Annotated in this window: 19 protein-coding genes; 17 read left to right on the top strand and 2 right to left on the bottom strand. The window is 58.4% G+C overall.

Annotated elements, in window-relative coordinates:
- Positions 1 to 4: 4 nt before the first annotated feature.
- Both ubiG and PSH64_RS21845 read right to left on the bottom strand, forming a co-directional pair.
- Positions 5 to 703 (bottom strand): bifunctional 2-polyprenyl-6-hydroxyphenol methylase/3-demethylubiquinol 3-O-methyltransferase UbiG, encoded by a 699-nt coding sequence (gene ubiG / locus PSH64_RS21850; protein ID WP_019650491.1) that lies wholly within the window; start codon positions 701 to 703, stop codon positions 5 to 7.
- 57 nt (positions 704 to 760) lie between these two features.
- Complete coding sequence (locus PSH64_RS21845; RefSeq protein ID WP_305478663.1) at positions 761 to 2,095, bottom strand: TRZ/ATZ family hydrolase; 1,335 nt, start codon at positions 2,093 to 2,095, stop codon at positions 761 to 763.
- A 110-nt stretch (positions 2,096 to 2,205) separates the two neighbouring features.
- On the opposite strand from PSH64_RS21845, the gene mtnA reads away from it, so the two are divergent.
- From mtnA to PSH64_RS21760, 17 genes are all read left to right on the top strand, one after another.
- Complete coding sequence (gene mtnA, locus PSH64_RS21840) at positions 2,206 to 3,282, top strand: S-methyl-5-thioribose-1-phosphate isomerase (RefSeq protein WP_018929856.1); 1,077 nt, start codon at positions 2,206 to 2,208, stop codon at positions 3,280 to 3,282.
- A 426-nt stretch (positions 3,283 to 3,708) separates the two neighbouring features.
- Positions 3,709 to 6,378 (top strand): DNA gyrase subunit A, encoded by a 2,670-nt coding sequence (gyrA, locus tag PSH64_RS21835; RefSeq protein WP_105343132.1) that lies wholly within the window; start codon positions 3,709 to 3,711, stop codon positions 6,376 to 6,378.
- Between the two features lie 237 nt (positions 6,379 to 6,615).
- A complete protein-coding gene (gene serC, locus PSH64_RS21830) occupies positions 6,616 to 7,701 on the top strand; it encodes a 3-phosphoserine/phosphohydroxythreonine transaminase (RefSeq protein ID WP_105343134.1) in 1,086 nt (361 codons plus the stop codon).
- Positions 7,701 to 8,795 carry a prephenate dehydratase gene (pheA, locus tag PSH64_RS21825; RefSeq protein ID WP_007899727.1) on the top strand — a complete coding sequence of 365 codons (1,095 nt, stop codon included), beginning with the start codon at positions 7,701 to 7,703 and terminating at the stop codon, positions 8,793 to 8,795. Before serC ends, pheA begins: the two co-directional genes overlap by 1 nt.
- 12 nt (positions 8,796 to 8,807) lie before the next feature.
- Entirely contained in the window at positions 8,808 to 9,920 is a 1,113-nt protein-coding gene (gene hisC, locus PSH64_RS21820; RefSeq protein ID WP_105343136.1) for a histidinol-phosphate transaminase, read from the top strand.
- Between the two features lie 28 nt (positions 9,921 to 9,948).
- Positions 9,949 to 12,156 carry a bifunctional prephenate dehydrogenase/3-phosphoshikimate 1-carboxyvinyltransferase gene (locus tag PSH64_RS21815; RefSeq protein WP_305481197.1) on the top strand — a complete coding sequence of 736 codons (2,208 nt, stop codon included), beginning with the start codon at positions 9,949 to 9,951 and terminating at the stop codon, positions 12,154 to 12,156.
- On the top strand, positions 12,153 to 12,842 hold the full coding sequence (gene cmk / locus PSH64_RS21810) for a (d)CMP kinase (protein WP_105343140.1): 690 nt from the start codon (positions 12,153 to 12,155) through the stop codon (positions 12,840 to 12,842). Before PSH64_RS21815 ends, cmk begins: the two co-directional genes overlap by 4 nt.
- A 120-nt stretch (positions 12,843 to 12,962) precedes the next feature.
- Positions 12,963 to 14,648 (top strand): 30S ribosomal protein S1, encoded by a 1,686-nt coding sequence (rpsA, locus tag PSH64_RS21805; RefSeq protein WP_105343143.1) that lies wholly within the window; start codon positions 12,963 to 12,965, stop codon positions 14,646 to 14,648.
- Between the two features lie 217 nt (positions 14,649 to 14,865).
- The gene (locus PSH64_RS21800; RefSeq protein ID WP_105343145.1) at positions 14,866 to 15,144 is read left to right on the top strand and encodes a hypothetical protein; all 279 of its coding nucleotides are present in this window, start codon (positions 14,866 to 14,868) and stop codon (positions 15,142 to 15,144) included.
- A 145-nt stretch (positions 15,145 to 15,289) separates the two neighbouring features.
- Positions 15,290 to 15,586, top strand: a complete 297-nt coding sequence (gene ihfB / locus PSH64_RS21795; protein ID WP_003369729.1) for an integration host factor subunit beta — start codon at positions 15,290 to 15,292, stop codon at positions 15,584 to 15,586.
- 27 nt (positions 15,587 to 15,613) lie between these two features.
- Positions 15,614 to 15,853: a LapA family protein gene (locus PSH64_RS21790; protein WP_105343148.1), complete on the top strand. Its 240-nt coding sequence runs from the start codon at positions 15,614 to 15,616 to the stop codon at positions 15,851 to 15,853.
- Positions 15,854 to 16,079: 226 nt separating this feature from the next.
- A complete protein-coding gene (gene rfbB / locus PSH64_RS21785) occupies positions 16,080 to 17,156 on the top strand; it encodes a dTDP-glucose 4,6-dehydratase (RefSeq protein WP_305409808.1) in 1,077 nt (358 codons plus the stop codon).
- Positions 17,153 to 18,046 (top strand): dTDP-4-dehydrorhamnose reductase, encoded by an 894-nt coding sequence (gene rfbD, locus PSH64_RS21780; RefSeq protein WP_305478662.1) that lies wholly within the window; start codon positions 17,153 to 17,155, stop codon positions 18,044 to 18,046. Before rfbB ends, rfbD begins: the two co-directional genes overlap by 4 nt.
- Positions 18,043 to 18,933: a glucose-1-phosphate thymidylyltransferase RfbA gene (gene rfbA, locus PSH64_RS21775; RefSeq protein WP_305478660.1), complete on the top strand. Its 891-nt coding sequence runs from the start codon at positions 18,043 to 18,045 to the stop codon at positions 18,931 to 18,933. The genes rfbD and rfbA overlap by 4 nt, the downstream gene beginning before the upstream one ends.
- A 55-nt stretch (positions 18,934 to 18,988) precedes the next feature.
- The gene (locus PSH64_RS21770) at positions 18,989 to 19,912 is read left to right on the top strand and encodes a glycosyltransferase (protein WP_305478659.1); all 924 of its coding nucleotides are present in this window, start codon (positions 18,989 to 18,991) and stop codon (positions 19,910 to 19,912) included.
- On the top strand, positions 19,909 to 20,871 hold the full coding sequence (locus PSH64_RS21765) for an SDR family oxidoreductase (protein WP_305478658.1): 963 nt from the start codon (positions 19,909 to 19,911) through the stop codon (positions 20,869 to 20,871). The genes PSH64_RS21770 and PSH64_RS21765 overlap by 4 nt, the downstream gene beginning before the upstream one ends.
- On the top strand, positions 20,868 to 21,869 hold the full coding sequence (locus PSH64_RS21760; protein ID WP_305478657.1) for a glycosyltransferase family 4 protein: 1,002 nt from the start codon (positions 20,868 to 20,870) through the stop codon (positions 21,867 to 21,869). Before PSH64_RS21765 ends, PSH64_RS21760 begins: the two co-directional genes overlap by 4 nt.
- The last annotated feature ends 360 nt before the right edge of the window (positions 21,870 to 22,229 follow it).

Below are 22,229 nucleotides of genomic sequence, written 5' to 3'. Positions count from 1 at the left end.
CGGCTTACTCCTCGCGCAGGGTCTGGATCATGTAGTTGACGTCGACATCGGCCGCCAGTTTGTAGTGCTTGGTCAGCGGGTTGTAGGTCAGGCCGATGATGTCCTTGACGGTCAGGCCGGCCATGCGGCTCCAGGCACCCAGCTCCGAGGGGCGGATGAATTTCTTGAAGTCGTGGGTGCCGCGCGGCAACAGCTTCATGATGTATTCGGCACCGACGATGGCGAACAGATAGGCCTTCGGGTTGCGGTTGATGGTGGAGAAGAATACCTGGCCGCCAGGCTTGACCATGCGGAAGCAGGCGCGGATCACCGAGGACGGATCCGGTACGTGTTCAAGCATTTCCAGGCAGGTGACCACGTCGAATTGCTCGGGCATTTCTTCGGCCAGGGCTTCGGCGGTGATCTGCCGGTATTCGACATTCACGCCGGATTCCAGCTGATGCAACTGCGCGACCGCCAGCGGCGCTTCACCCATGTCGATGCCCATCACGGTAGCCCCGCGTTGGGCCATGGCTTCGCTGAGGATGCCGCCGCCGCACCCGACGTCGAGGACTTTCTTGCCGGCCAGATTGACGCGCTCGTCGATCCAGTTGACCCGCAACGGGTTGATGTCGTGCAGCGGTTTGAACTCGCTTTCGCGATCCCACCAGCGATGGGCCAGGGCTTCGAATTTGGCGATTTCGGCGTGGTCGACGTTGCTCATGGTGTCAGTCCTCTAAAGCTTGAAAAATCCTGTTGCCCCGGTTTTGGTCCAGGGTGCTTACGATTCGGTGTGGCCGCTGATGCGCCTGCCCCAGGCCTTGGCGGTGGCGCACAGTTGCGCTTCATCCAGGCGGGTCAGGCGACGGTCGTCGAGCAATTGCTTGCCGGCGACCCAAAGGTGTTTCACGCAGTCGCGGCCAGTGGCATATATAAGTTGCGAAACCGGGTCGTAGACCGGTTGCTGCGCCAGGCCCGACAGGTCGAACGCGACGATGTCCGCCGCTTTGCCGATTTCCAGCGAGCCGGTTTGCGCTTCGATTCCCAGGGCGCGGGCGCCATTGAGCGTAGCCATGCGTAGCGCTCGATGGGCGTCCAGCGCGGTGGCCGAGCCGGCCACAGCCTTGGCCAGCAACGCAGCAGTGCGGGTTTCGCCGAGCAGGTCCAGGTCATTATTGCTGGCCGCGCCATCGGTGCCGACCGCCACATTGACTCCGGCCTGCCACAAACGCTCGACCGGGCAGAAACCGCTGGCCAGCTTCAGGTTCGACTCCGGGCAATGAATCACATGGGTGTTACTTTCTACCAGCAGCGCGAGGTCTTCATCGCTGATCTGGGTCATGTGAACGGCCTGGAACCGCGGCCCGAGCAGGCCCAGGCGGGCGAGGCGGGCCAGCGGGCGTTCGCCACGTTGTTCCACCGACTGCTGTACTTCGAAGGCGGTTTCGTGGACGTGCATGTGAATCGAGGCGTCCAGCTCTTCGGCAATCACCCTGATTTTTTCCAGGTTTTCGTCGCCCACGGTGTAGGGGGCATGGGGACCAAAGGTCACTTTGATTCGCTCGTGATGCTTGAGGTCGCCGAATAATTCGACACCCTGACGAATGGCTTCATCCGCGGTGCTGGCGCCTGGAATCGGGAAATCGAGGATCGGAATGGCGATCTGGGCGCGAATGCCACTGTTATGAACGCGTTCGCTGGCGACTTTCGGGAAGAAATACATGTCAGAGAAGCAGGTGATGCCGCTTTTGATCTGCTCGGCGATGGCCAGGTCAGTACCGTCGCGTACGAAGGTTTCGTCAACCCACTTGGCTTCAGCGGGCCAGATGTGGTTTTCCAGCCAGGTCATCAGCGGCAGATCGTCGGCCAGGCCGCGGAACAGTGTCATTGCCGCATGCCCGTGGGCATTGATCAGGCCGGGGCTGAGCAACATGCCCGGTAACTCGCGCACTTCGCTTGCGTTAAGCTTCAAGGCTGCTGCGCGCGGGCCGATAAACACGATACGCCCGTCGCGGATACCCAAGGCATGCTCTTTAAGGACCACGCCCGCCGGTTCGACGGGTACCAGCCAGGTCGGCAGCAATAATAGGTCGAGCGCAGCGGTGGGGGTCGGCATCGTAGAGTCGGTTCCAGTGCTTTTGTAAAGGATGGCGAAGTATACCCGAGCGTCTTCGCGGGGGGATCGCTATAATCGGCGGCTTTTGTTCATGAGTGCGGGGTATGGGGATGCGCGATCGACTGTTGGCTGCGGAGAAGGTGAAGGCCATCGATTGGCGTGATGGCGCACTGTACCTGCTGGATCAGCGTATTTTACCGTTCGAGGAAACCTGGATTGCCTACACCAGCGCCGCGGGCGTGGCCGAGGCTATTCGCTCGATGGTGGTGCGCGGCGCGCCGGCCATTGGCATCAGTGCCGCCTATGGCGTGGTGCTGGCGGCCCGTACCCGTTTTGCCGAAGGGGGCGACTGGCAGGCGGCGCTGGAAGAGGATTTCGCGCTGCTGGCCGACTCCCGCCCGACCGCGGTCAACCTGTTCTGGGCCTTGGGCCGGATGCGTGAGCGGCTTGAGCGCCTGAGGGAACACGCCGATCCACTGTCGGTGCTGGAGGCTGAGGCCATCGCCATCCACGAAAGCGATCGCGAAGCCAATCTGACCATGGCCCAGTTGGGCGTCGACCTGATCCGCAAGCATCAGGGCAATGCCCAGGCGATCCTCACGCACTGCAACACCGGCGCACTGGCCACCGGTGGTTTCGGTACGGCATTGGGGGTGATTCGCGGGGCGTTCATCGAAGGGATGGTCGAGCGTGTCTATGCCGACGAAACCCGGCCTTGGCTGCAAGGTTCGCGATTGACCGCATGGGAATTGGCCAATGAGGGCATTCCGGTGACCCTCAACGTCGACTCCGCCGCGGCGCACATCATGAAAACCAAGGGTGTGACCTGGGTGATCGTCGGCGCCGACCGGATTACCGCCAATGGCGATGTGGCGAACAAGATCGGCACCTACCAGTTGGCGGTCAACGCCATGCACCACGGGGTGCGCTTCATGGTGGTGGCGCCGAGTTCGACCATCGACATGAATCTTGCCAGTGGCGACGAAATTCCTATCGAAGAGCGTGATGGCCGCGAATTGCTGGAAGTCGGCGGCAAGCGGGTGGGGGCGGACGTGGAAGCGTTCAACCCGGTGTTCGACGTGACCCCGGCCGATCTCATCGATGCAATCGTCACCGAAAAGGGCATTGTCGAGCGTCCGGATACGGCGAAAATGGCGCAGTTGATGTGCCGTAAGCGTCTGCATTGACGATCTGTGTTGCCTGAAAGGACGCCATCGCGGGCTAGTCCGCTCCCACCGGTCTTGTGAACTCCACGGAACCCAGTGGGAGCGGGCTTGCCCGCGAAGAGGCCCTGACAGCCAATAAATATCGCTGATCAGGCCCCTGATTCTCCATTCAACACGGCTCTAAGCCCCTCTCGTCCCTTTCAAGCCTGTCACCGGTCAACTAACTATGCTCCATGCGCATCTGGGGGATAGGTGCGTGGCGGCTCTTGTGATAACATCCGGCGGTTTCCAGGGTAGCCTGATGTGGCTGCCTTTACTGCGCAGATCCATGGCATAACTCGTTGATTTGTCGTAAGTCGGTGCACGGCACTCAGTCTGCATCGGCGAGCTTCGTTCGTCCCATATGGATGTGACGAAGTTTCACCAGAAAAAGGAATCAGGCTTCTCATGGGCGAACTGGCCAAAGAAATCCTCCCGGTCAATATCGAAGACGAGCTGAAGCAGTCCTACCTCGACTACGCGATGAGCGTTATTGTCGGGCGGGCACTGCCGGATGCGCGCGATGGCTTGAAGCCCGTGCACCGGCGTGTGCTGTTCGCGATGAGCGAGCTGGGCAACGACTTCAACAAGCCGTACAAGAAATCTGCCCGTGTTGTCGGTGACGTGATCGGTAAGTATCACCCGCACGGTGATACCGCGGTGTACGACACCATCGTTCGGATGGCGCAGCCATTCTCGCTGCGTTACCTGCTGGTGGACGGTCAGGGCAACTTCGGTTCGGTGGACGGCGACAACGCCGCGGCCATGCGATACACCGAAGTGCGCATGACCAAGCTGGCGCACGAGCTGCTGGCCGACCTGCATAAAGAAACCGTGGACTGGGTGCCGAACTACGACGGCACCGAAATGATCCCTGCGGTCATGCCGACCAAGATCCCCAACCTGCTGGTCAACGGCTCCAGCGGTATTGCCGTGGGCATGGCGACCAACATTCCGCCGCACAACCTCGGTGAAGTCATCGACGGTTGCCTGGCACTCATCGACAATCCGGAGCTGACTGTCGATGAGCTGATGCAATACATCCCCGGTCCGGACTTCCCGACCGCCGCGATCATCAACGGTCGCGCCGGCATCATCGAAGCCTACCGCACCGGTCGCGGGCGCATTTACATGCGTGCCCGCTCGATCATCGAAGACATCGACAAGGTCGGTGGCCGTCAGCAGATCGTCATTACCGAACTCCCTTACCAGCTGAACAAGGCCCGTCTGATCGAGAAGATCGCCGAGCTGGTCAAAGAGAAGAAGCTTGAAGGCATCACCGAGCTGCGCGACGAGTCCGACAAGGACGGTATGCGCGTCGTGATCGAGCTGCGTCGCGGCGAAGTGCCTGAGGTAATCCTCAATAACCTCTACGCCCAGACTCAGCTGCAAAGCGTGTTCGGCATCAACATCGTTGCGCTGATCGACGGCCGTCCGCGGATCCTCAACCTCAAGGATCTGCTGGAAGCCTTCGTTCGTCACCGTCGCGAAGTCGTGACCCGTCGTACCGTGTTCGAGCTGCGTAAAGCGCGTGAACGTGGCCACATCCTGGAAGGTCAAGCGGTTGCCCTGTCGAACATCGACCCGGTCATCGCCCTGATCAAGGCTTCGCCGACCCCGTCGGAAGCCAAGGAAGCGCTGATCAGCACGCCGTGGGAGTCCTCCGCGGTGGTTGCAATGGTTGAACGTGCCGGTGCCGATTCGTGCCGTCCGGAAAACCTCGATCCACAATACGGTCTACGCGACGGCAAGTACTTCCTGTCGCCAGAGCAGGCACAAGCCATTCTGGAGCTGCGTCTGCACCGTCTGACCGGTCTGGAACACGAAAAGCTGCTGGCCGAGTATCAAGAGATCCTCAACCAGATCGGCGAGCTGATCCGCATCCTCAACAGCGCCACGCGCCTGATGGAAGTGATCCGCGAAGAGCTGGAAGTGATCCGCGCCGAGTACGGCGACGTGCGTCGCACCGAGATTCTCGATGCCCGTCTCGACCTGACCCTGGGCGACATGATCCCGGAAGAAGAGCGCGTCGTGACCATTTCCCACGGTGGCTACGCCAAGACCCAGCCTTTGGCTGCGTACCAGGCTCAGCGTCGTGGCGGTAAAGGTAAATCGGCTACCGGCGTGAAGGATGAGGACTACATCGCTCACCTGCTGGTCGCCAACAGCCACACCACGCTGCTGCTGTTCTCCAGCAAAGGCAAAGTGTACTGGCTGAAAACCTACGAAATTCCGGAAGCCTCCCGCGCGGCCCGTGGTCGTCCGCTAGTCAACCTGCTGCCGCTGGACAGTGATGAATACATCACCACCATGCTGCCGGTCGAGGAATACACCGAAGGTCACTTCATCTTCATGGCTACTGCCAAGGGCACCGTGAAGAAGACCCCGCTGGAATCCTTCAGCCGTCAACGCAGCGTCGGTCTGATCGCGCTGGAGCTGGATGAAGGCGACGTGCTGATCTCTGCGGCCATTACCGATGGCGATCGCGAAGTCATGCTGTTCTCCGACGGCGGCAAGGTCACTCGCTTCAAGGAAACCGACGTTCGCGCCATGGGCCGTACCGCTCGTGGTGTCCGCGGCATGCGTCTGCCGGAAGGCCAGAAGCTGATTTCCATGCTGATCCCGGAAGAAGGCAGCCAGATCCTCACCGCTTCGGCGCGTGGTTTCGGCAAGCGCACCGCGATCACCGAGTTCCCTGAATACAAGCGTGGCGGTCAGGGCGTTATCGCCATGGTCAGCAACGAGCGTAACGGCCGTCTGGTCGGCGCGGTCCAGGTGCTCGATGGCGAGGAAATCATGCTGATTTCCGACCAGGGTACATTGGTTCGTACCCGTGTTGACGAAGTGTCCAGCCTGGGTCGCAACACCCAGGGCGTGACGCTGATCAAGCTGGCCAGCGATGAAACGCTGGTGGGCCTGGAGCGGGTTCAGGAACCGTCGGAAGTCGAAGGCGAAGAGCTGGAAGGTGAAGGGCTCGAAGGTGAAGAGGTTGCAGTGTTCGACGGGGAGATCGTGAACGACGATGTTGCCGAAGACCAGCAACTCGACGCCGCCGCTGACGAAGAGCCGCAAGAGTAAGCGGGGAAACAGGGGGCGGATGAAGATTCGCCCCCTTGTTGTTTGTCCCTTGAGAATATTTCGACACCCACGAAGATCAAATGTGGGAGCGGGCTTGCTCGCGAAGACGGACTGACATTCGGTACTGATGTTGCCTGATACACCGCTTTCGCGAGCAAGCCCGCTCCCACATGAGTTTCGTGGCGATTGATGTTGTGATTTATTGCGTGATACCACCAAATCAGAGCGAGATTGGATGTGAGCAAGAGAGCCTATAACTTCTGTGCCGGTCCTGCGGCGCTTCCCGAAGCTGTCCTGAAGCGCGCCCAGGCTGAACTCCTTGATTGGCATGGCAAGGGCCTGTCGGTCATGGAAATGAGCCATCGCAGCGATGAGTTCGTGTCCATTGCCACCAAGGCCGAGCAGGATCTGCGTGATCTGCTGAATATCCCCTCGAACTATAAAGTGCTGTTTCTGCAGGGTGGCGCCAGCCAGCAGTTTGCCCAGATCCCTCTGAACCTGTTGCCGGAAGGTCGCACCGCCGACTATATCGACACCGGCATCTGGTCGCAGAAAGCGATCGAGGAGGCCTCGCGCTATGGCCACGTCAATGTTGCCGCGACCGCCAAGCCTTACGACTATTTCGCTATTCCCGGTCAGAACGAATGGAGCCTGTCCAAGGACGCGGCCTACGTTCACTACGCGCCGAACGAAACCATCGGCGGTATGGAATTCCAGTGGGTCCCGGAAACCGGTGATGTGCCGCTGGTCGCCGACATGTCTTCGGACATCCTGTCGCGTCCAGTCGATGTTTCGCGCTTCGGCATGATCTACGCCGGCGCCCAGAAAAACATCGGCCCGAGCGGCATTGTCGTGAACATCGTTCGCGAAGACCTGCTGGGCCACGCCCGTTCCATCTGCCCGACCATGCTCAACTACAAGGTCGCGGCCGACAACGGCTCGATGTACAACACCCCGCCGACCCTGGCCTGGTACTTGTCCGGCCTGGTGTTCGAGTGGCTGAAAGAGCAGGGTGGCGTCGAAGCCATCGGCAAGCTCAATGAAGTGAAGCAGCGCACGCTGTACGACTTCATCGACGCCAGCGGCTTGTACAGCAACCCGATCAACAAGTCGGACCGCTCGTGGATGAACGTGCCGTTCCGCCTGGCCGACGACCGTCTGGACAAGCCGTTCCTGGCTGGTGCCGACGAACGTGGCCTGCTGAACCTCAAGGGTCACCGTTCCGTGGGGGGCATGCGTGCCTCCATCTATAACGCCGTCGATATCGTTGCGGTCAACGCACTGGTTTCGTACATGGCAGAGTTCGAGAAGGAACACGGCTAATGTCTGAGCAAGAACTCAAGGCACTGCGCCTGCGCATTGACGCTCTGGACGAAAAAGTCCTGGAGCTGATCAGTGAGCGCGCACGCTGCGCCCAGGAAGTTGCGCGAGTAAAGATGGCCTCGCTGGCCGAAGGCGAAGTGCCGGTGTTCTATCGTCCTGAGCGTGAAGCTCAGGTGCTCAAGCGCGTGATGGAGCGTAACCAGGGGCCGCTGGGCAACGAAGAAATGGCGCGGTTGTTCCGCGAAATCATGTCCTCGTGCCTGGCCCTCGAGCAGCCGCTGAAAGTGGCTTACCTCGGCCCGGAAGGCACCTTCACCCAGGCCGCGGCCATGAAACACTTCGGTCATGCGGTGATCAGCAAGCCGATGGCGGCGATCGACGAAGTGTTCCGTGAAGTGGCGGCCGGTGCGGTGAACTTTGGCGTGGTCCCGGTGGAAAACTCCACCGAGGGCGCGGTCAACCACACCCTCGACAGCTTCCTCGAACACGATATGGTGATCTGTGGCGAAGTCGAGCTGCGCATTCACCATCACCTGTTGGTCGGTGAAAACACCAAGACCGACAGCATCAGTCGCATCTATTCCCACGCTCAGTCCCTGGCCCAGTGCCGCAAGTGGCTGGACGCCCATTACCCGAATGTCGAGCGCGTGGCAGTGTCCAGCAACGCCGAAGCGGCCAAGCGGGTCAAGGGTGAGTGGAACTCGGCGGCGATTGCCGGTGACATGGCTGCAGGTCTGTACGGGTTGACCCGTCTGGCCGAGAAAATCGAGGACCGCCCGGACAACTCCACGCGATTCCTGATGATCGGCAGCCAGGAAGTCCCGCCGACCGGCGACGACAAGACCTCGATCATCGTTTCCATGAGCAACAAACCCGGCGCGCTCCACGAGCTGCTGGTGCCGTTCCATGACAACGGCATCGACCTGACGCGCATCGAGACCCGTCCGTCGCGCAGCGGTAAATGGACCTACGTGTTCTTCATCGACTTCGTCGGTCACCACCGCGACCCACTGGTCAAAGGTGTGCTGGAAAAGATCAGTCAGGAAGCAGTGGCACTCAAAGTGCTGGGTTCCTACCCGAAAGCAGTTCTCTAAGGGCGGTAGCAAATGAGTGGCAACTTCCTCGCTCTGGCACAGCCGGGCGTGCAACAACTTTCGCCTTACGTTCCGGGCAAGCCCGTGGACGAACTGGCTCGTGAGCTGAACCTCGATCCGGCCAGCATCGTCAAGCTGGCGAGCAACGAAAACCCGTTGGGCGCCAGTCCCAAGGCGCTGGCGGCGATTCGCGAAGCGCTGGCCGAGCTGACCCGCTATCCGGACGGCAACGGTTTTGCGCTCAAGTCCCTGCTGGCCGATCAGTGCCGCGTCGAGCTGAGCCAGGTAACGCTGGGCAACGGTTCCAACGACATTCTGGAGCTGGTGGCGCGTGCCTATCTGGCGCCGGGCCTGAATGCGGTGTTCAGCGAGCATGCGTTTGCGGTCTATCCGATCGTGACCCAGGCCGTTGGTGCCCAGGCAAAAGTGATCCCGGCCAAAGACTGGGGGCACGATCTGCCGGCCATGCTGGCCGCGATCGATGCCGATACCCGCGTGGTGTTCATCGCCAACCCGAACAACCCGACCGGGACCTGGTTCAATGCCGAAGCGCTGGATGAATTCCTGCAGGACGTACCGGCTCATGTGCTGGTGGTGCTGGACGAGGCCTACATCGAATACGCCGAAGGCAGCGACTTGCCGGATGGCCTGGATTATCTGGCGGCCTATCCGAACCTGCTGGTCTCGCGCACCTTCTCCAAGGCCTATGGTCTGGCGTCGCTGCGGGTCGGTTATGGCTTGTCCACGGCTGTGGTTGCGGATGTGCTGAATCGTGTACGGCAGCCATTCAACGTCAACAGCCTCGCGCTGGCCGCCGCTTGTGCCGCGCTGCAAGACGTCGAGTACCTGGCTGAAAGTCGTCGCCTGAACCAATCCGGCATGCAGCAGCTTGAGGCGGGTTTCCGTGAGTTGGGGCTGAGCTGGATTCCCTCCAAAGGCAACTTCATCTGTGTCGATCTGGGTCGCGTTGCCGCCCCGGTGTTCCAGGGGTTGCTGCGTGAAGGTGTGATCGTGCGTCCGGTGGCCAACTACGGCATGCCGAACCACCTGCGCATCACCATCGGTTTGCCGGCGGAAAACAGCCGCTTCCTCGAGGCGCTGACCAAGGTTATGGCTCGTGGTTGATGTCACTGCGCTGCAATCTGCTGAACCTATGATCGGTCGCCTGGTGGTGATCGGTCTGGGGTTGATCGGCGGTTCGTTTGCCAAAGGCCTGCGTGAAAGCGGTCTGTGCCGCGAAGTGGTCGGGGTCGATCTCGACCCGCAATCGCGCAAGCTGGCGGTCGAGTTGGGGGTGGTGGATCGCTGTGAAGTCGACCTGGCGGCAGCTTGCCAGGGGGCTGACGTGATTCAGCTGGCGGTACCGATCCTGGCCATGGAAAAGCTGCTCGCGCTGTTGGCGGGCATGGACCTGGGGCAAGCGATTCTGACCGACGTCGGCAGCGCCAAGGGCAATGTCGTGCGCGCCGCCACCGAAGCGTTTGGCGGCATGCCGGCGCGTTTCGTGCCGGGGCATCCGATTGCCGGCTCCGAGCAGAGCGGGGTGGAAGCCTCCAATGCCGATCTGTTCCGTCGTCATAAAGTGATCCTGACGCCGCTGGATCAGACCGATCCGGCCGCGCTGGCGGTGGTCGACCGGTTGTGGCGCGAATTGGGCGCCGACGTCGAGCACATGCAGGTCGAGCGTCACGATGAAGTGTTGGCGGCGACCAGCCATTTGCCGCACTTGCTGGCGTTCGGTTTGGTCGATTCGTTGGCCAAACGCAATGAAAATCTTGAGATCTTCCGTTACGCTGCGGGCGGTTTCCGCGATTTCACAAGAATCGCCGGTAGCGACCCGGTCATGTGGCACGACATCTTCCTCGCCAACCGCGAAGCTGTCCTGCGCACACTCGATACATTTCGCAGCGACCTCGACGCCTTGCGCGACGCGGTCGATGCAGGGGATGGGCACCAATTGTTGGGCGTGTTCACTCGCGCCCGGGTTGCCCGCGAGCATTTCAGTAAAATCCTGGCCCGCCGGGCCTATGTGGACGCTATGAATTCCAACGATCTGATTTTCCTGGCACAACCTGGTGGCCGCCTGACTGGGCGGATTCGTGTACCGGGCGACAAATCGATTTCCCACCGCTCGATCATGCTCGGTTCCCTGGCCGAAGGCGTCACCGAAGTGGAAGGTTTCCTCGAGGGCGAAGACGCCCTGGCGACCCTGCAAGCTTTCCGCGACATGGGCGTCGTCATCGAAGGTCCGCACCACGGTCGTGTGACCATTCACGGCGTCGGCCTGCATGGCCTCAAGCCTGCACCGGGGCCGATCTATCTGGGTAACTCCGGCACTTCGATGCGTCTGCTGTCTGGCCTGTTGGCTGCGCAGAACTTCGACAGCACCCTGACCGGCGACGCTTCATTGTCCAAGCGTCCGATGAATCGCGTGGCCAATCCGCTGCGTGAAATGGGCGCCGTGATCGAGACCGCCGCTGACGGTCGTCCACCGATGACCATTCGTGGCGGCAACAAGCTCAAGGGCCTGACTTACACCATGCCGATGGCCAGTGCCCAGGTTAAATCCTGCCTGCTGCTGGCGGGGCTGTACGCCGAGGGCAAGACCACCGTCACCGAGCCGGCACCGACTCGCGATCATACCGAGCGCATGCTGCGCGGCTTCGGCTACCCGGTGACCGTCAACGGCGCGACCGCTTCGGTCGAGTCCGGCCACAAGTTGACTGCGACCCACATTGAAGTGCCGGGCGATATCTCGTCGTCGGCGTTCTTCCTGGTGGCAGCGTCGATCGCCGAAGGTTCGGAGCTGGTGCTCGAGCACGTCGGCATCAACCCGACCCGTACCGGCGTGATCGACATCCTGCGTCTGATGGGCGCGGACATCACTCTGGAAAACCAGCGTGAAGTCGGCGGCGAACCGGTAGCGGACTTGCGCGTACGGGCAGCTAAACTCAAAGGTATCGAGATTCCCGAAGCGCTGGTTCCGTTGGCCATCGACGAGTTTCCGGTGCTGTTCGTGGCTGCTGCCTGTGCCGAAGGTCGTACTGTGCTGCGCGGCGCCGAAGAGCTGCGCGTGAAGGAATCGGACCGGATCCAGGTCATGGCGGACGGTCTGCTGGCGCTGGGCGTCAAGTGCGAGCCCACTCCGGACGGCCTCATCATCGACGGCGGCCAGATCGGCGGCGGCGAAGTGCACGGTCACGGCGATCACCGGATTGCCATGGCCTTCAGCGTGGCTTCACTGTGCGCCACTGCGCCGATCCGCATCCATGATTGCGCCAACGTCGCGACCTCGTTCCCGAACTTCCTCGCGCTGTGCGCGCAGGTCGGTATCCGTGTTGCACAAGAGGCGCAGTCGTGAAAATCATTGCACCGGTCATCACCATTGATGGGCCAAGTGGCTCTGGCAAAGGCACTGTAGCCGGGATACTGGCCAAGCGTCTGGGCTGGAATCTGTTGGACTCCGGTGCGCTGTATCGATTGCTGGCGTTCGCGGCGTATAACCATGGCGTCGATCTGACCAATGAGGAGCTGCTCAAGAAGCTCGCCGCTCATCTGGATGTGCAATTCATCGCGGCGACCGACGGTCAGCTGCAGCGCATTATTCTGGAGGGTGATGAAGTCAGCGATGTGATCCGCACCGAAAGCGTCGGCTCGGGTGCCTCGCAGGTTGCTGCATTGCCCGCCGTTCGCGAGGCATTGTTGCAGCGCCAGCGCGCCTTTCAGGAATTGCCGGGTCTGGTGGCCGATGGTCGTGACATGGGCACGGTGGTATTTCCCGATGCGCCATTGAAGATTTTCCTCACGGCCAGTGCGGAGGAGCGTGCGCGCCGTCGATACTTGCAGTTGAAGGGCAAAGTCGATGGTGTTAGTCTGTCGAGTCTGCTAGATGAGATACGTGCGCGCGATGAGCGTGACACCCAGCGAGCGGTAGCCCCGCTCAAACCGGCGGCTGACGCCATACAGCTGGATTCCACGGAATTGTCCATCGATCAGGTGCTGGAACGCATCATGAGCGAGATCGCCATTCGCGATATCGCCGGGTGACCAAGAAACGACCCAGGGGACCAGTCATAGTCCTGTGTCGTTTCTTTAAATGAACGTAACCCACATCGTCTGGGATGTGGAGATGGGCGTATCCTTCGCCCTTATTCAACAGGAATTAAAATGAGCGAAAGCTTTGCGGAACTCTTTGAAGAAAGCCTAAAAACCCTGAACCTTCAGGCAGGCTCCATCATCACCGGTGTTATCGTTGATATCGATTACCAGGCTCGCTGGGTAACCGTTCACGCTGGCCTGAAGTCTGAAGCACTCATCCCGCTTGAGCAGTTCTACAACGATGCTGGCGAGCTGAACATCAACGTCGGTGACGAAGTTCACGTTGCTCTGGACTCGGTTGAAGACGGCTTTGGTGAAACCAAGCTGTCCCGTGAAAAAGCCAAGCGCGCTGAATGCTGGATTGTTCTGGAAGCAGCCTTCGCAGCCGAAGAAGTGGTCAAGGGCGTTATCAACGGTAAGGTTAAAGGCGGCTTCACTGTCGACGTTAACGGCATCCGTGCGTTCCTGCCAGGTTCTCTGGTTGACGTCCGTCCAGTGCGCGATACCACGCACCTGGAAGGCAAAGAACTGGAATTCAAGGTCATCAAGCTTGACCAGAAGCGCAACAACGTTGTCGTTTCCCGTCGTAGCGTCCTCGAAGCCGAGAACTCCGCTGAGCGTGAAGCTCTGCTGGAATCCCTGCAGGAAGGCCAACAAGTCAAAGGTATCGTCAAGAACCTCACCGATTACGGCGCATTCGTCGATCTGGGTGGCGTCGATGGCCTGCTGCACATTACCGACATGGCTTGGAAACGTATCAAGCATCCTTCCGAAATCGTCAACGTTGGCGACGAGATCGATGTCAAGGTTCTGAAGTACGATCGCGAGCGCAATCGTGTTTCCCTGGGCCTGAAGCAACTGGGCGAAGATCCATGGGTTGCTATCAAAGCCCGTTACCCAGAAGGCACTCGTGTTACCGCTCGCGTAACCAACCTGACCGACTACGGCTGCTTCGCTGAGCTGGAAGAAGGCGTTGAAGGTCTGGTACACGTTTCCGAAATGGACTGGACCAACAAGAACATCCACCCTTCGAAAGTCGTACAAGTCGGCGACGAAGTGGAAGTCATGGTTCTGGACATCGACGAAGAGCGTCGTCGTATCTCCCTCGGCATCAAACAGTGCAAATCCAACCCATGGGAAGATTTCTCTGGCCAGTTCAACAAGGGCGATAAAATCTCCGGCACCATCAAGTCGATCACCGATTTCGGTATCTTCATTGGTCTGGACGGCGGCATCGACGGTCTGGTTCACCTGTCCGACATCTCCTGGAACGAAGTGGGCGAAGAAGCCGTTCGCCGCTTCAAGAAAGGCGACGAACTGGACACCGTTATCCTGTCGGTTGACCCAGAGCGCGAGCGCATCTCCCTGGGTATCAAGCAGCTGGAAAGCGATCCGTTCTCCGAGTACGTTCAAGAGAACGACAAAGGCGCCATCGTTAAAGGCATCGTGAAAGAAGTTGACGCCAAAGGCGCCATCATCACTCTGGCCGACGATATCGAAGCGACTCTGAAAGCCTCCGAAATCAGCCGTGACCGCGTTGAAGACGCGCGCAACGTTCTGAAAGAAGGCCAGGAAGTAGAAGCCAAGATCATCAGCGTTGATCGTAAGAGCCGCGTAATCCAGCTCTCCATCAAGTCGAAAGACGACGCTGAAGAGAAAGAAGCCATCCAGAGCCTGAAAACTGCTCCGGAAGGTGAGGCAAGTGACACCACTATGGCGGCACTGCTGCGTCAAGCAATGGCCAAACAGAACTGAGTTCTGTCAGACCATAGAAAAAGGGCGACTTCGGTCGCCCTTTTTTGTGCCTGCGATTTGGTGAATCCCAAGCGTGCGGACGCTGCAATATTTCTTTCGTGAAACCAATGATCTACATAAGTTGTCTGTAGCTTCATACAGGTCAATCGTCTATTCAAGGCTAGGCTTAGTCTGAAGTGAACGACCGCCGGGTTGTGCATCCGGCATAAGGAAGTGAATGAACAAGCTCATTGTCGTGATGGCAGTACTGGCATTGGCAGGTTGTACCACCAGCGCCAAGACTCACGCGGTGCGTGGGGTCAGTGGCATAGAGGTCGATTGCTCCGGGTTGGGCTCGGGGTGGGAGAGGTGTCACAAGCGAGCGGCCAAGGAGTGTAAGGGGGCGGGCTACAAAGTCATCGTAAGGTCCGACGACGCCAAGGAAGAAGATGTGTTCCCTTTCGGCTTCAATCCCGCGGGTTATCTGACACGCACCATGCTGGTCATATGCAGGTGAGTGAATTCATCAGTGTTCCGCTGCCCTGAAATCGGGCATCTCGTTGCCGATGAAGATATGTCAAAACTCGGGCTGTTCAAATTTCTCAGGGCGTGCTAAAACCTTTGAAGCGCTGATCTAGCTGCTTGAAAAAGAAGGGAAAAATATGACGAAGTCGGAGTTGATCGAACGAATTGTCACCCATCAAGGGCTGCTCTCATCCAAGGATGTGGAGCTGGCCATCAAGACCATGCTTGAGCAAATGTCCCAATGTCTGGCCACCGGTGATCGCATCGAGATCCGTGGTTTTGGCAGCTTCTCCTTGCACTATCGCGCACCGCGCGTAGGGCGCAATCCGAAAACCGGTCAGTCCGTCAGCCTCGACGGCAAGTTCGTTCCTCACTTCAAGCCAGGCAAAGAACTGCGCGATCGTGTGAATGAGGACGAGGAGGAGGGGCTTTGACAGCTGCTGCACTTCAAGGAACCGCTGATGCGTAACCTCAAGCGCGTACTTCTCGCTGTATTTGTCCTGCTGCTCGTTCTGGCGATCCTGGCGTTCGTTCTTGAGAACCAGCAGAGTGTGTCGCTGCTTTTCCTGGGCTGGGCAGGCCCGCAGTTGCCAGTATCGCTGATCATGGTAATTGCGCTGCTGGTCGGCATGGTGATCGGCCCCATTCTGGGCTGGTTTCTGGGGCGTGCGTCCAGAGCCTCACGCAAGCGCCTTGTCTGATTGCGATAAGCCCGTTGCAGGCGTGGGATTTGCGTCGCAGCTTGTCCATATCCATTAGTAAAACCTTTATTAAGCTGTAAAATGCTGCGCTTGGTCGATAGGGCATTCCCTAATCGGTTCAGACTGACTCTGTCAGAAGCCTCGGCGAACTTGATGGCTTTTGTATTCATGGATTAGACAGTGCGCGGTTGGCGGCCCTGTCAGTAACTTAAGGGTATGGTTTCGCGTGAAAATTCTAGTAACCGGCGGCGCCGGATTTATCGGCTCGGCAGTCATTCGTCATATCATCTCCAACACTGCCGACTCTGTCGTTAACGTCGATAAGCTGACTTATGCCGGTAACCTTGAGTCATTGGCCGAAGTCAGCCAAAGCTCGCGTTACGTGTTCGAGCGCGTTGATATCTGCGACCGTGATCAAGTGGACCGTGTCCTGCGTGAACACCAACCGGATGCCATCATGCACCTGGCCGCAGAGTCCCACGTTGACCGCTCGATCTCCGGTCCGTCTGAATTCATCCAGACCAACATCATCGGCACCTACACCTTGCTGGAAGCTGCGCGCCATTATTGGGCGGCGCTGGATGATGCGCGCAAAGCCAACTTCCGCTTCCACCATATTTCCACCGACGAAGTCTACGGAGACCTTGAAGGTCCGGAAGACCTCTTCACCGAAACCACTCCGTATCAGCCGAGCTCGCCGTACTCGGCCAGCAAGGCCAGTTCCGATCACCTGGTTCGCGCCTGGAGCCGTACCTACGGCCTGCCGACCCTGGTAACCAACTGCTCGAACAACTATGGTCCCTGCCATTTCCCTGAGAAGTTGATCCCGCTGATCATCCTCAACGCACTGGAAGGCAAGCCGCTGCCGGTCTACGGCAAAGGCAACCAGGTTCGTGACTGGCTCTACGTCGAAGACCACGCCCGCGCGCTCTACAAAGTCGTGACCGAAGGCGTAATCGGCGAGACTTACAACATCGGCGGCCATAACGAGAAGCAAAACATCGAAGTGGTGCATACCCTGTGCGCACTGCTCGACGAACTGCGTCCGGACTCCGCTCATCGTCCACACGCCAGCCTGATCACCTACGTTCAGGATCGCCCAGGCCACGACCAGCGCTATGCGATCGACGCCAGCAAAATCCAGCGCGAGCTGGGTTGGACGCCGGAAGAAACTTTTGAAACCGGCATCCGTAAGACCGTCGAGTGGTACCTCAACAACACTGAGTGGGTGGCTCACGTGAAGAGCGGCAGCTACCAGCAATGGATCGACCAGAACTACACGGATCGTTCGGACAAGGCATGAAAATCCTCCTGTTGGGAAAAAACGGCCAGGTCGGCTGGGAGCTGCAACGTTCCCTTGCGCCACTTGGCGAGTTGATCGCCCTGGATCGTCACCCGGTCGATGGTTTGAGCGGTGACCTGTCTGACCTCGATGCACTGCGTGCGACGATCCGTCAGGTCAAGCCCGACGTCATCGTCAACGCTGCGGCCTACACCGCTGTCGATAAAGCTGAATCCGAGACCGAGCTGGCCGACCGCGTAAACGGTCAGGCGAGTCAGGTCATGGCTGAAGAGGCTGCATCCCTGGGCGCCTGGCTGATTCACTACTCCACCGATTACGTGTTCAGCGGTGAAGGTATGAAGCCATGGCAAGAAACCGATGCCGTCGCCCCGGTGAATCATTACGGCGCCAGCAAACTGGCCGGCGAGCTAGCGATTGCTGCCTCGGGCTGCAAGCACCTGATCTTCCGCACCAGCTGGGTCTATGGCGCGCGCGGCAACAACTTCGCCAAGACCATGCTGCGTCTGGCCAAGGACCGCGACACCCTGAGCGTTATCGCTGACCAGATCGGTGCCCCGACCGGAGCAGATTTGATTGCCGACGTGACGGCGTTGGCCATTCAGCAAGTCATGCAACGTCCTGAACTGGCGGGCCTGTATCACCTGGCGGCCGCCGGCGAAGTGTCCTGGCACGGCTATGCCAGCCATGTGATCGGTTTTGCCAAGGCCAACGGTGAAGAGCTCGCCGTTACGTCGGTCAATCCGATAGACACAACCGCCTACCCAACACCGGCGCGCCGCCCTCTGAATTCACGGTTGAACACTCAGAAGCTGCGCGACAATTTTTCTCTACACTTGCCGGATTGGCAAAGTGGTGTCACCCGAATGCTGATGGAAGTCCTGAATAAATGACCACGACAAATCGTAAAGGCATTATCCTCGCTGGCGGCTCGGGCACTCGTCTGCACCCGCTGACTCTCGGCGTGTCCAAGCAGATGCTGCCGATCTACGACAAGCCAATGATCTTCTATCCGCTGTCGGTGCTGATGCTCGCCGGCATGCGCGAAATCCTGATTATCTCCACCCCAGAAGACCTGCCAAGTTTTCAAAAATTGCTGGGTGATGGCAGCCTGTACGGCATCAAGTTGAGCTACGCCGAGCAACCTAGCCCGGACGGTCTGGCGCAAGCCTTCATCATCGGCGAAGAATTCATCGGCAAGGACCCTTGCTGCCTGATCCTGGGCGACAACATCTTCTACGGTCAGCACTTCTCGGAAAACCTGCGTTCCGCTACCACTCAAGAGCACGGCGCGACGGTATTCGGCTATCACGTGTCGGATCCAGAGCGTTTCGGTGTGGTCGAGTTCGATGCTTCCGGCCGAGCCTTGAGCATCGAAGAGAAACCGCTGAAGCCAAAATCCAGCTACGCGGTGACCGGCCTGTACTTCTATGACAACCAGGTTGTCGAAATCGCCAAGAACATCAAGCCATCCGCACGTGGCGAGCTGGAAATTACTGATGTTAACCGTGCGTACCTCGAGCAAAAGACTCTCAACGTTGAAATGCTCGGCCGTGGCTTCGCCTGGCTGGACACCGGTACCCATGATTCGCTGTTGGAAGCCAGCCACTTCGTGCACACCATTGAGCAGCGACAAGGCCTGAAAGTGGCGTGCCTGGAAGAGATCGCTTACCACAATGGCTGGATTAGTGCGGAGCAGCTGGGCACTCAGGCTGATGCCCTGAAGAAGACTGGTTATGGTCAATATCTGCAGAAACTGCTGGACTCGCCTTCCCACTGATTCGAAGGCTAAACCTTTCGAGCAGTCGCGTTTAATCGGCCCAGGCAGGAATGGCATGCCAGTAAAACATCCCAAGGTTGCGGTTTTGCTGGCTGCCTACAATGGCATGCAGTGGATCGAGGAGCAGTTGGCCTCGATTCTCGACCAGTCAGCTGTCGACGTAACCGTTTATATCAGTATCGATCCTTCCACTGATGGCACCGAAGCCTGGTGTGCAGCTTATGCGGCTGATCACCTCAAGGTTTTAGTTTTGCCGGCCGCCGGTAGTTTTGGTGGTGCCTCCCGTAACTTCTTTCGCCTCATTCGCGATGTCGACTTTGAAGGCTATGACTTTGTCGCCTTTGCCGATCAGGATGATATCTGGCACGTGGATAAGCTTCAGCGCGCGACCGGCACGATTCATACCCTGAATGTAGATGCCTACTCCAGCAATGTCATCGCTTTTTGGTCGAGCGGCAGGACACAGTTGCTCGATAAGGCTCAGCCTCAGGTTGCGTGGGACTTCCTGTTTGAAGCAGCTGGGCCAGGTTGCACGTATGTGATGAGTAGCAGGGTAATGGGGGCTTTAAAGGCGTCACTGTTAGCCAATTGGACTGAGCTGCAAGGTGTCAGTCTGCACGATTGGTATTGCTATGCCTTTGCGCGCAGCCATGGCTTCAAATGGTTTATCGATCCGCAACCGTCCATGCAATATCGTCAGCACGAGCGAAACCAGATTGGGGCTAACACCGGCATCAATCCATTAATTGCGCGTTACAAGACTATTCATGATGGTTGGTGGTTCTCCCAAGTCCGACTAATAGCGCGTCAAGTAGGGCAAAGTGCTGATCCTTTCGTTCGAGGCTGGCTACGTCTGGGGCGCGGGCAGCTATTGAGGCTCTCTTTTAGTGCCTGGAAATGTCGTCGGCGGGTACGGGATAAAGTGTTCTTTTTTTTGATTTGTTGGGCAGCGGCATTGATCGGAAGTAAAAGTAGATGAAAGGCCCGCAAGTTTTAGTAACGGGTGCGACCGGGTTTGTCGGTGAAGCCGTGGTCTTCAGATTGTTGCTCGACAAGAAGTTCGCGCCCGTCGCGGCAGTTCGCGCAAGCTCTCGATTGAGTGGTTTATGCCGGGTCGTTCCCTTTGATCTGGATCTGCCGATAGGCATGCCAGTGCTGGAGGAGGGGGGGGTCGTCGTTCATTGTGCGGCCAGAGTGCATGTCATGAATGAAGCGGCTGCGGACAGCCTCGCGGAGTTTCGTAAGGCCAATGTCGAGGGCACCGTTCGGCTTGCAAGGCGTGCAGCAGAATCCGGAGTGAAGCGTTTTATTTTTATCAGCTCAATCAAGGTGAATGGCGAAAGCACGGTACGCAATGTACCGTTCAAGGCGACGGATTTACCTGCGCCAGTCGATCCTTATGGCGTGTCCAAGCATGAGGCGGAGGTTGCGTTGTGGCAAATCAGCCAAGAAACCGGGATGGAGGTTGTGGTTATCCGTCCGCCCCTCGTTTACGGGCCGGGTGTCAAAGCCAATTTCCTCAGCATGATGCGTTGGCTGGATCGCGGCGTGCCTTTGCCATTGGGGGCCATCGATAATCGGCGCAGTCTGGTTGCGCTCGGAAATCTCACGGACCTGGTGGTTACCTGTATCGACAATCCTGCTGCCGCCGGTCAGGTTTTTTTGGTCAGCGATGGTGAGGATCTGTCCACTAGTCAGTTGCTGCGCCGTATGGCCTTTGCACTGGGTAAGATCGCGAGACTGTTACCTGTGCCTGCGCGATTGTTGAGCGTTGTTGCCTCGATGATCGGAGCGTCGGGGGTTGCCGAGCGGTTATGCAGCTCTTTACAGGTGGATATCCAGCACACGCGTGAGGTGCTTGGATGGCATCCGCCTGTCAGTACAGAAAGGGCCTTGCGTCAGGCAGCTGACCATTACCGGGATAAAGAGGCAAGATGATTTTTACGCTGTTGGTATTGGTGTTTGCCGTTTCATGCGGGTTGACCGGGTTTTTGCGCCGGTATGCCTTGTCCCGAAGCCTGATGGATATTCCGAACGAGCGTAGCGCTCATTCGGTTCCCACGCCTCGCGGTGGGGGCGTATCAATCGTTATCGCTTTTTTGCTCGCGCTTCCAGTTCTCGCATTGTTGGATTTGTTGTCGCTGCCGGCACTGATGGCGCTGTCAGGCGCGGGTATGTTGACTGCGGTAATCGGCTTCGCCGACGACCATGGGCATATCGCCGCGAGATGGCGCTTGCTAGGGCACTTTATAGCGGCGGTTTGGGTGTTGTTCTGGTTCGGCGGGATAGCGCCCATTGAGCTATTGGGTGTTTCGTTGACGCCGGGATGGTTCGGTGGTGTCGTTGGTGCGATTTATCTGGTCTGGTTGCTCAATCTCTACAACTTCATGGACGGTATCGATGGTTTGGCCAGTGTTGAGGCTATCAGCGTATGTCTAGGGATGTGTCTGATCTATTGGATGGGCGGCGTTATTGAGCTGATCTGGGCTCCCCTGATACTGGTGTGGGCTGTTGTGGGTTTTCTTTGCTGGAATTTTCCGCTGGCCCGGATTTTCATGGGGGATGCGGGGAGCGGTTTCCTTGGCATTATTCTCGGTGCAATGGCGCTTCAGTCGGCCTGGAGCAAGCCTGAATTGATCTGGAACTGGTTGATTCTGCTGGGGGTTTTTATTGTTGACGCGACATGGACGCTAATTCGACGCCTCATAGGTGGAGATAAGGTTTATCAAGCCCATAGCAGCCATGCCTATCAAAAAGCGGCGCGTCGTTGGGGGCATAAAAAAGTGACGGTGAGTGTGGTCGCCATTAATGTTGTTTTTTTGCTACCTGTTTCGATCTTGGTTAGTCAGGATTATTTGAACGTTGTGGCGGGAATTTGCATGGCGTATTTACCGCTTATTTTTGTTGCCTATTTATTAAAGGCGGGCAGGACATAAGTTCGAGTCGGCATGCTGTGCTTTATTGTGGTGTCTTCGTCTGTTACTTCAGCAAGGGCAGCTGGGCGCGAGTGAAGAGGGGGAGGGCTCTCGCCCTCGGCCCGCTGGTGACCTCTTTGTCTGGATCGTCGAGATCCGACTTGGCCTGCCAAGCGAGCAGATGGGCTGTGGGTTGGAGGGCTGGGTTGAGAGTGGTGGATGGATGATCCGATGAATTGTCCAGCAGTGCTCGGTAGGAAGGATAGTCGTGATCATGTGGTATTGATATGCCATCGCGCTCGCTTTTTCGGCGGTGTTTCCTTATAATTTCGCGCCTGAGAATATTTGAACTGGATATTTGTTGTATCCATTTTTTGAGGT

The organism is Pseudomonas sp. FP1742 (assembly GCF_030687145.1).
Taxonomy (GTDB): domain Bacteria; phylum Pseudomonadota; class Gammaproteobacteria; order Pseudomonadales; family Pseudomonadaceae; genus Aquipseudomonas; species Aquipseudomonas frederiksbergensis_D.
This window is presented reverse-complemented; position numbering and strand designations above follow the sequence as displayed.

Bases quoted from the DNA above. Each gene is read 5' to 3' on its own strand.
- mtnA (WP_018929856.1), top strand. From the start codon at position 2,206: ATGCGCGATCGACTGTTGGCTGCGGAGAAGGTGAAGGCCATCGATTGG.
- gyrA (WP_105343132.1), top strand. From the start codon at position 3,709: ATGGGCGAACTGGCCAAAGAAATCCTCCCGGTCAATATCGAAGACGAG.
- rfbD (WP_305478662.1), top strand. From the start codon at position 17,153: ATGAAAATCCTCCTGTTGGGAAAAAACGGCCAGGTCGGCTGGGAGCTG.
- PSH64_RS21845 (WP_305478663.1), bottom strand. From the start codon at position 2,095: ATGCCGACCCCCACCGCTGCGCTCGACCTATTATTGCTGCCGACCTGG.
- rpsA (WP_105343143.1), top strand. From the start codon at position 12,963: ATGAGCGAAAGCTTTGCGGAACTCTTTGAAGAAAGCCTAAAAACCCTG.
- ubiG (WP_019650491.1), bottom strand. From the start codon at position 703: ATGAGCAACGTCGACCACGCCGAAATCGCCAAATTCGAAGCCCTGGCC.
- PSH64_RS21770 (WP_305478659.1), top strand. From the start codon at position 18,989: ATGCCAGTAAAACATCCCAAGGTTGCGGTTTTGCTGGCTGCCTACAAT.
- pheA (WP_007899727.1), top strand. From the start codon at position 7,701: ATGTCTGAGCAAGAACTCAAGGCACTGCGCCTGCGCATTGACGCTCTG.
- PSH64_RS21760 (WP_305478657.1), top strand. From the start codon at position 20,868: ATGATTTTTACGCTGTTGGTATTGGTGTTTGCCGTTTCATGCGGGTTG.
- PSH64_RS21790 (WP_105343148.1), top strand. From the start codon at position 15,614: ATGCGTAACCTCAAGCGCGTACTTCTCGCTGTATTTGTCCTGCTGCTC.
- ihfB (WP_003369729.1), top strand. From the start codon at position 15,290: ATGACGAAGTCGGAGTTGATCGAACGAATTGTCACCCATCAAGGGCTG.
- hisC (WP_105343136.1), top strand. From the start codon at position 8,808: ATGAGTGGCAACTTCCTCGCTCTGGCACAGCCGGGCGTGCAACAACTT.
- PSH64_RS21800 (WP_105343145.1), top strand. From the start codon at position 14,866: ATGAACAAGCTCATTGTCGTGATGGCAGTACTGGCATTGGCAGGTTGT.
- PSH64_RS21815 (WP_305481197.1), top strand. From the start codon at position 9,949: ATGATCGGTCGCCTGGTGGTGATCGGTCTGGGGTTGATCGGCGGTTCG.
- PSH64_RS21765 (WP_305478658.1), top strand. From the start codon at position 19,909: ATGAAAGGCCCGCAAGTTTTAGTAACGGGTGCGACCGGGTTTGTCGGT.
- rfbA (WP_305478660.1), top strand. From the start codon at position 18,043: ATGACCACGACAAATCGTAAAGGCATTATCCTCGCTGGCGGCTCGGGC.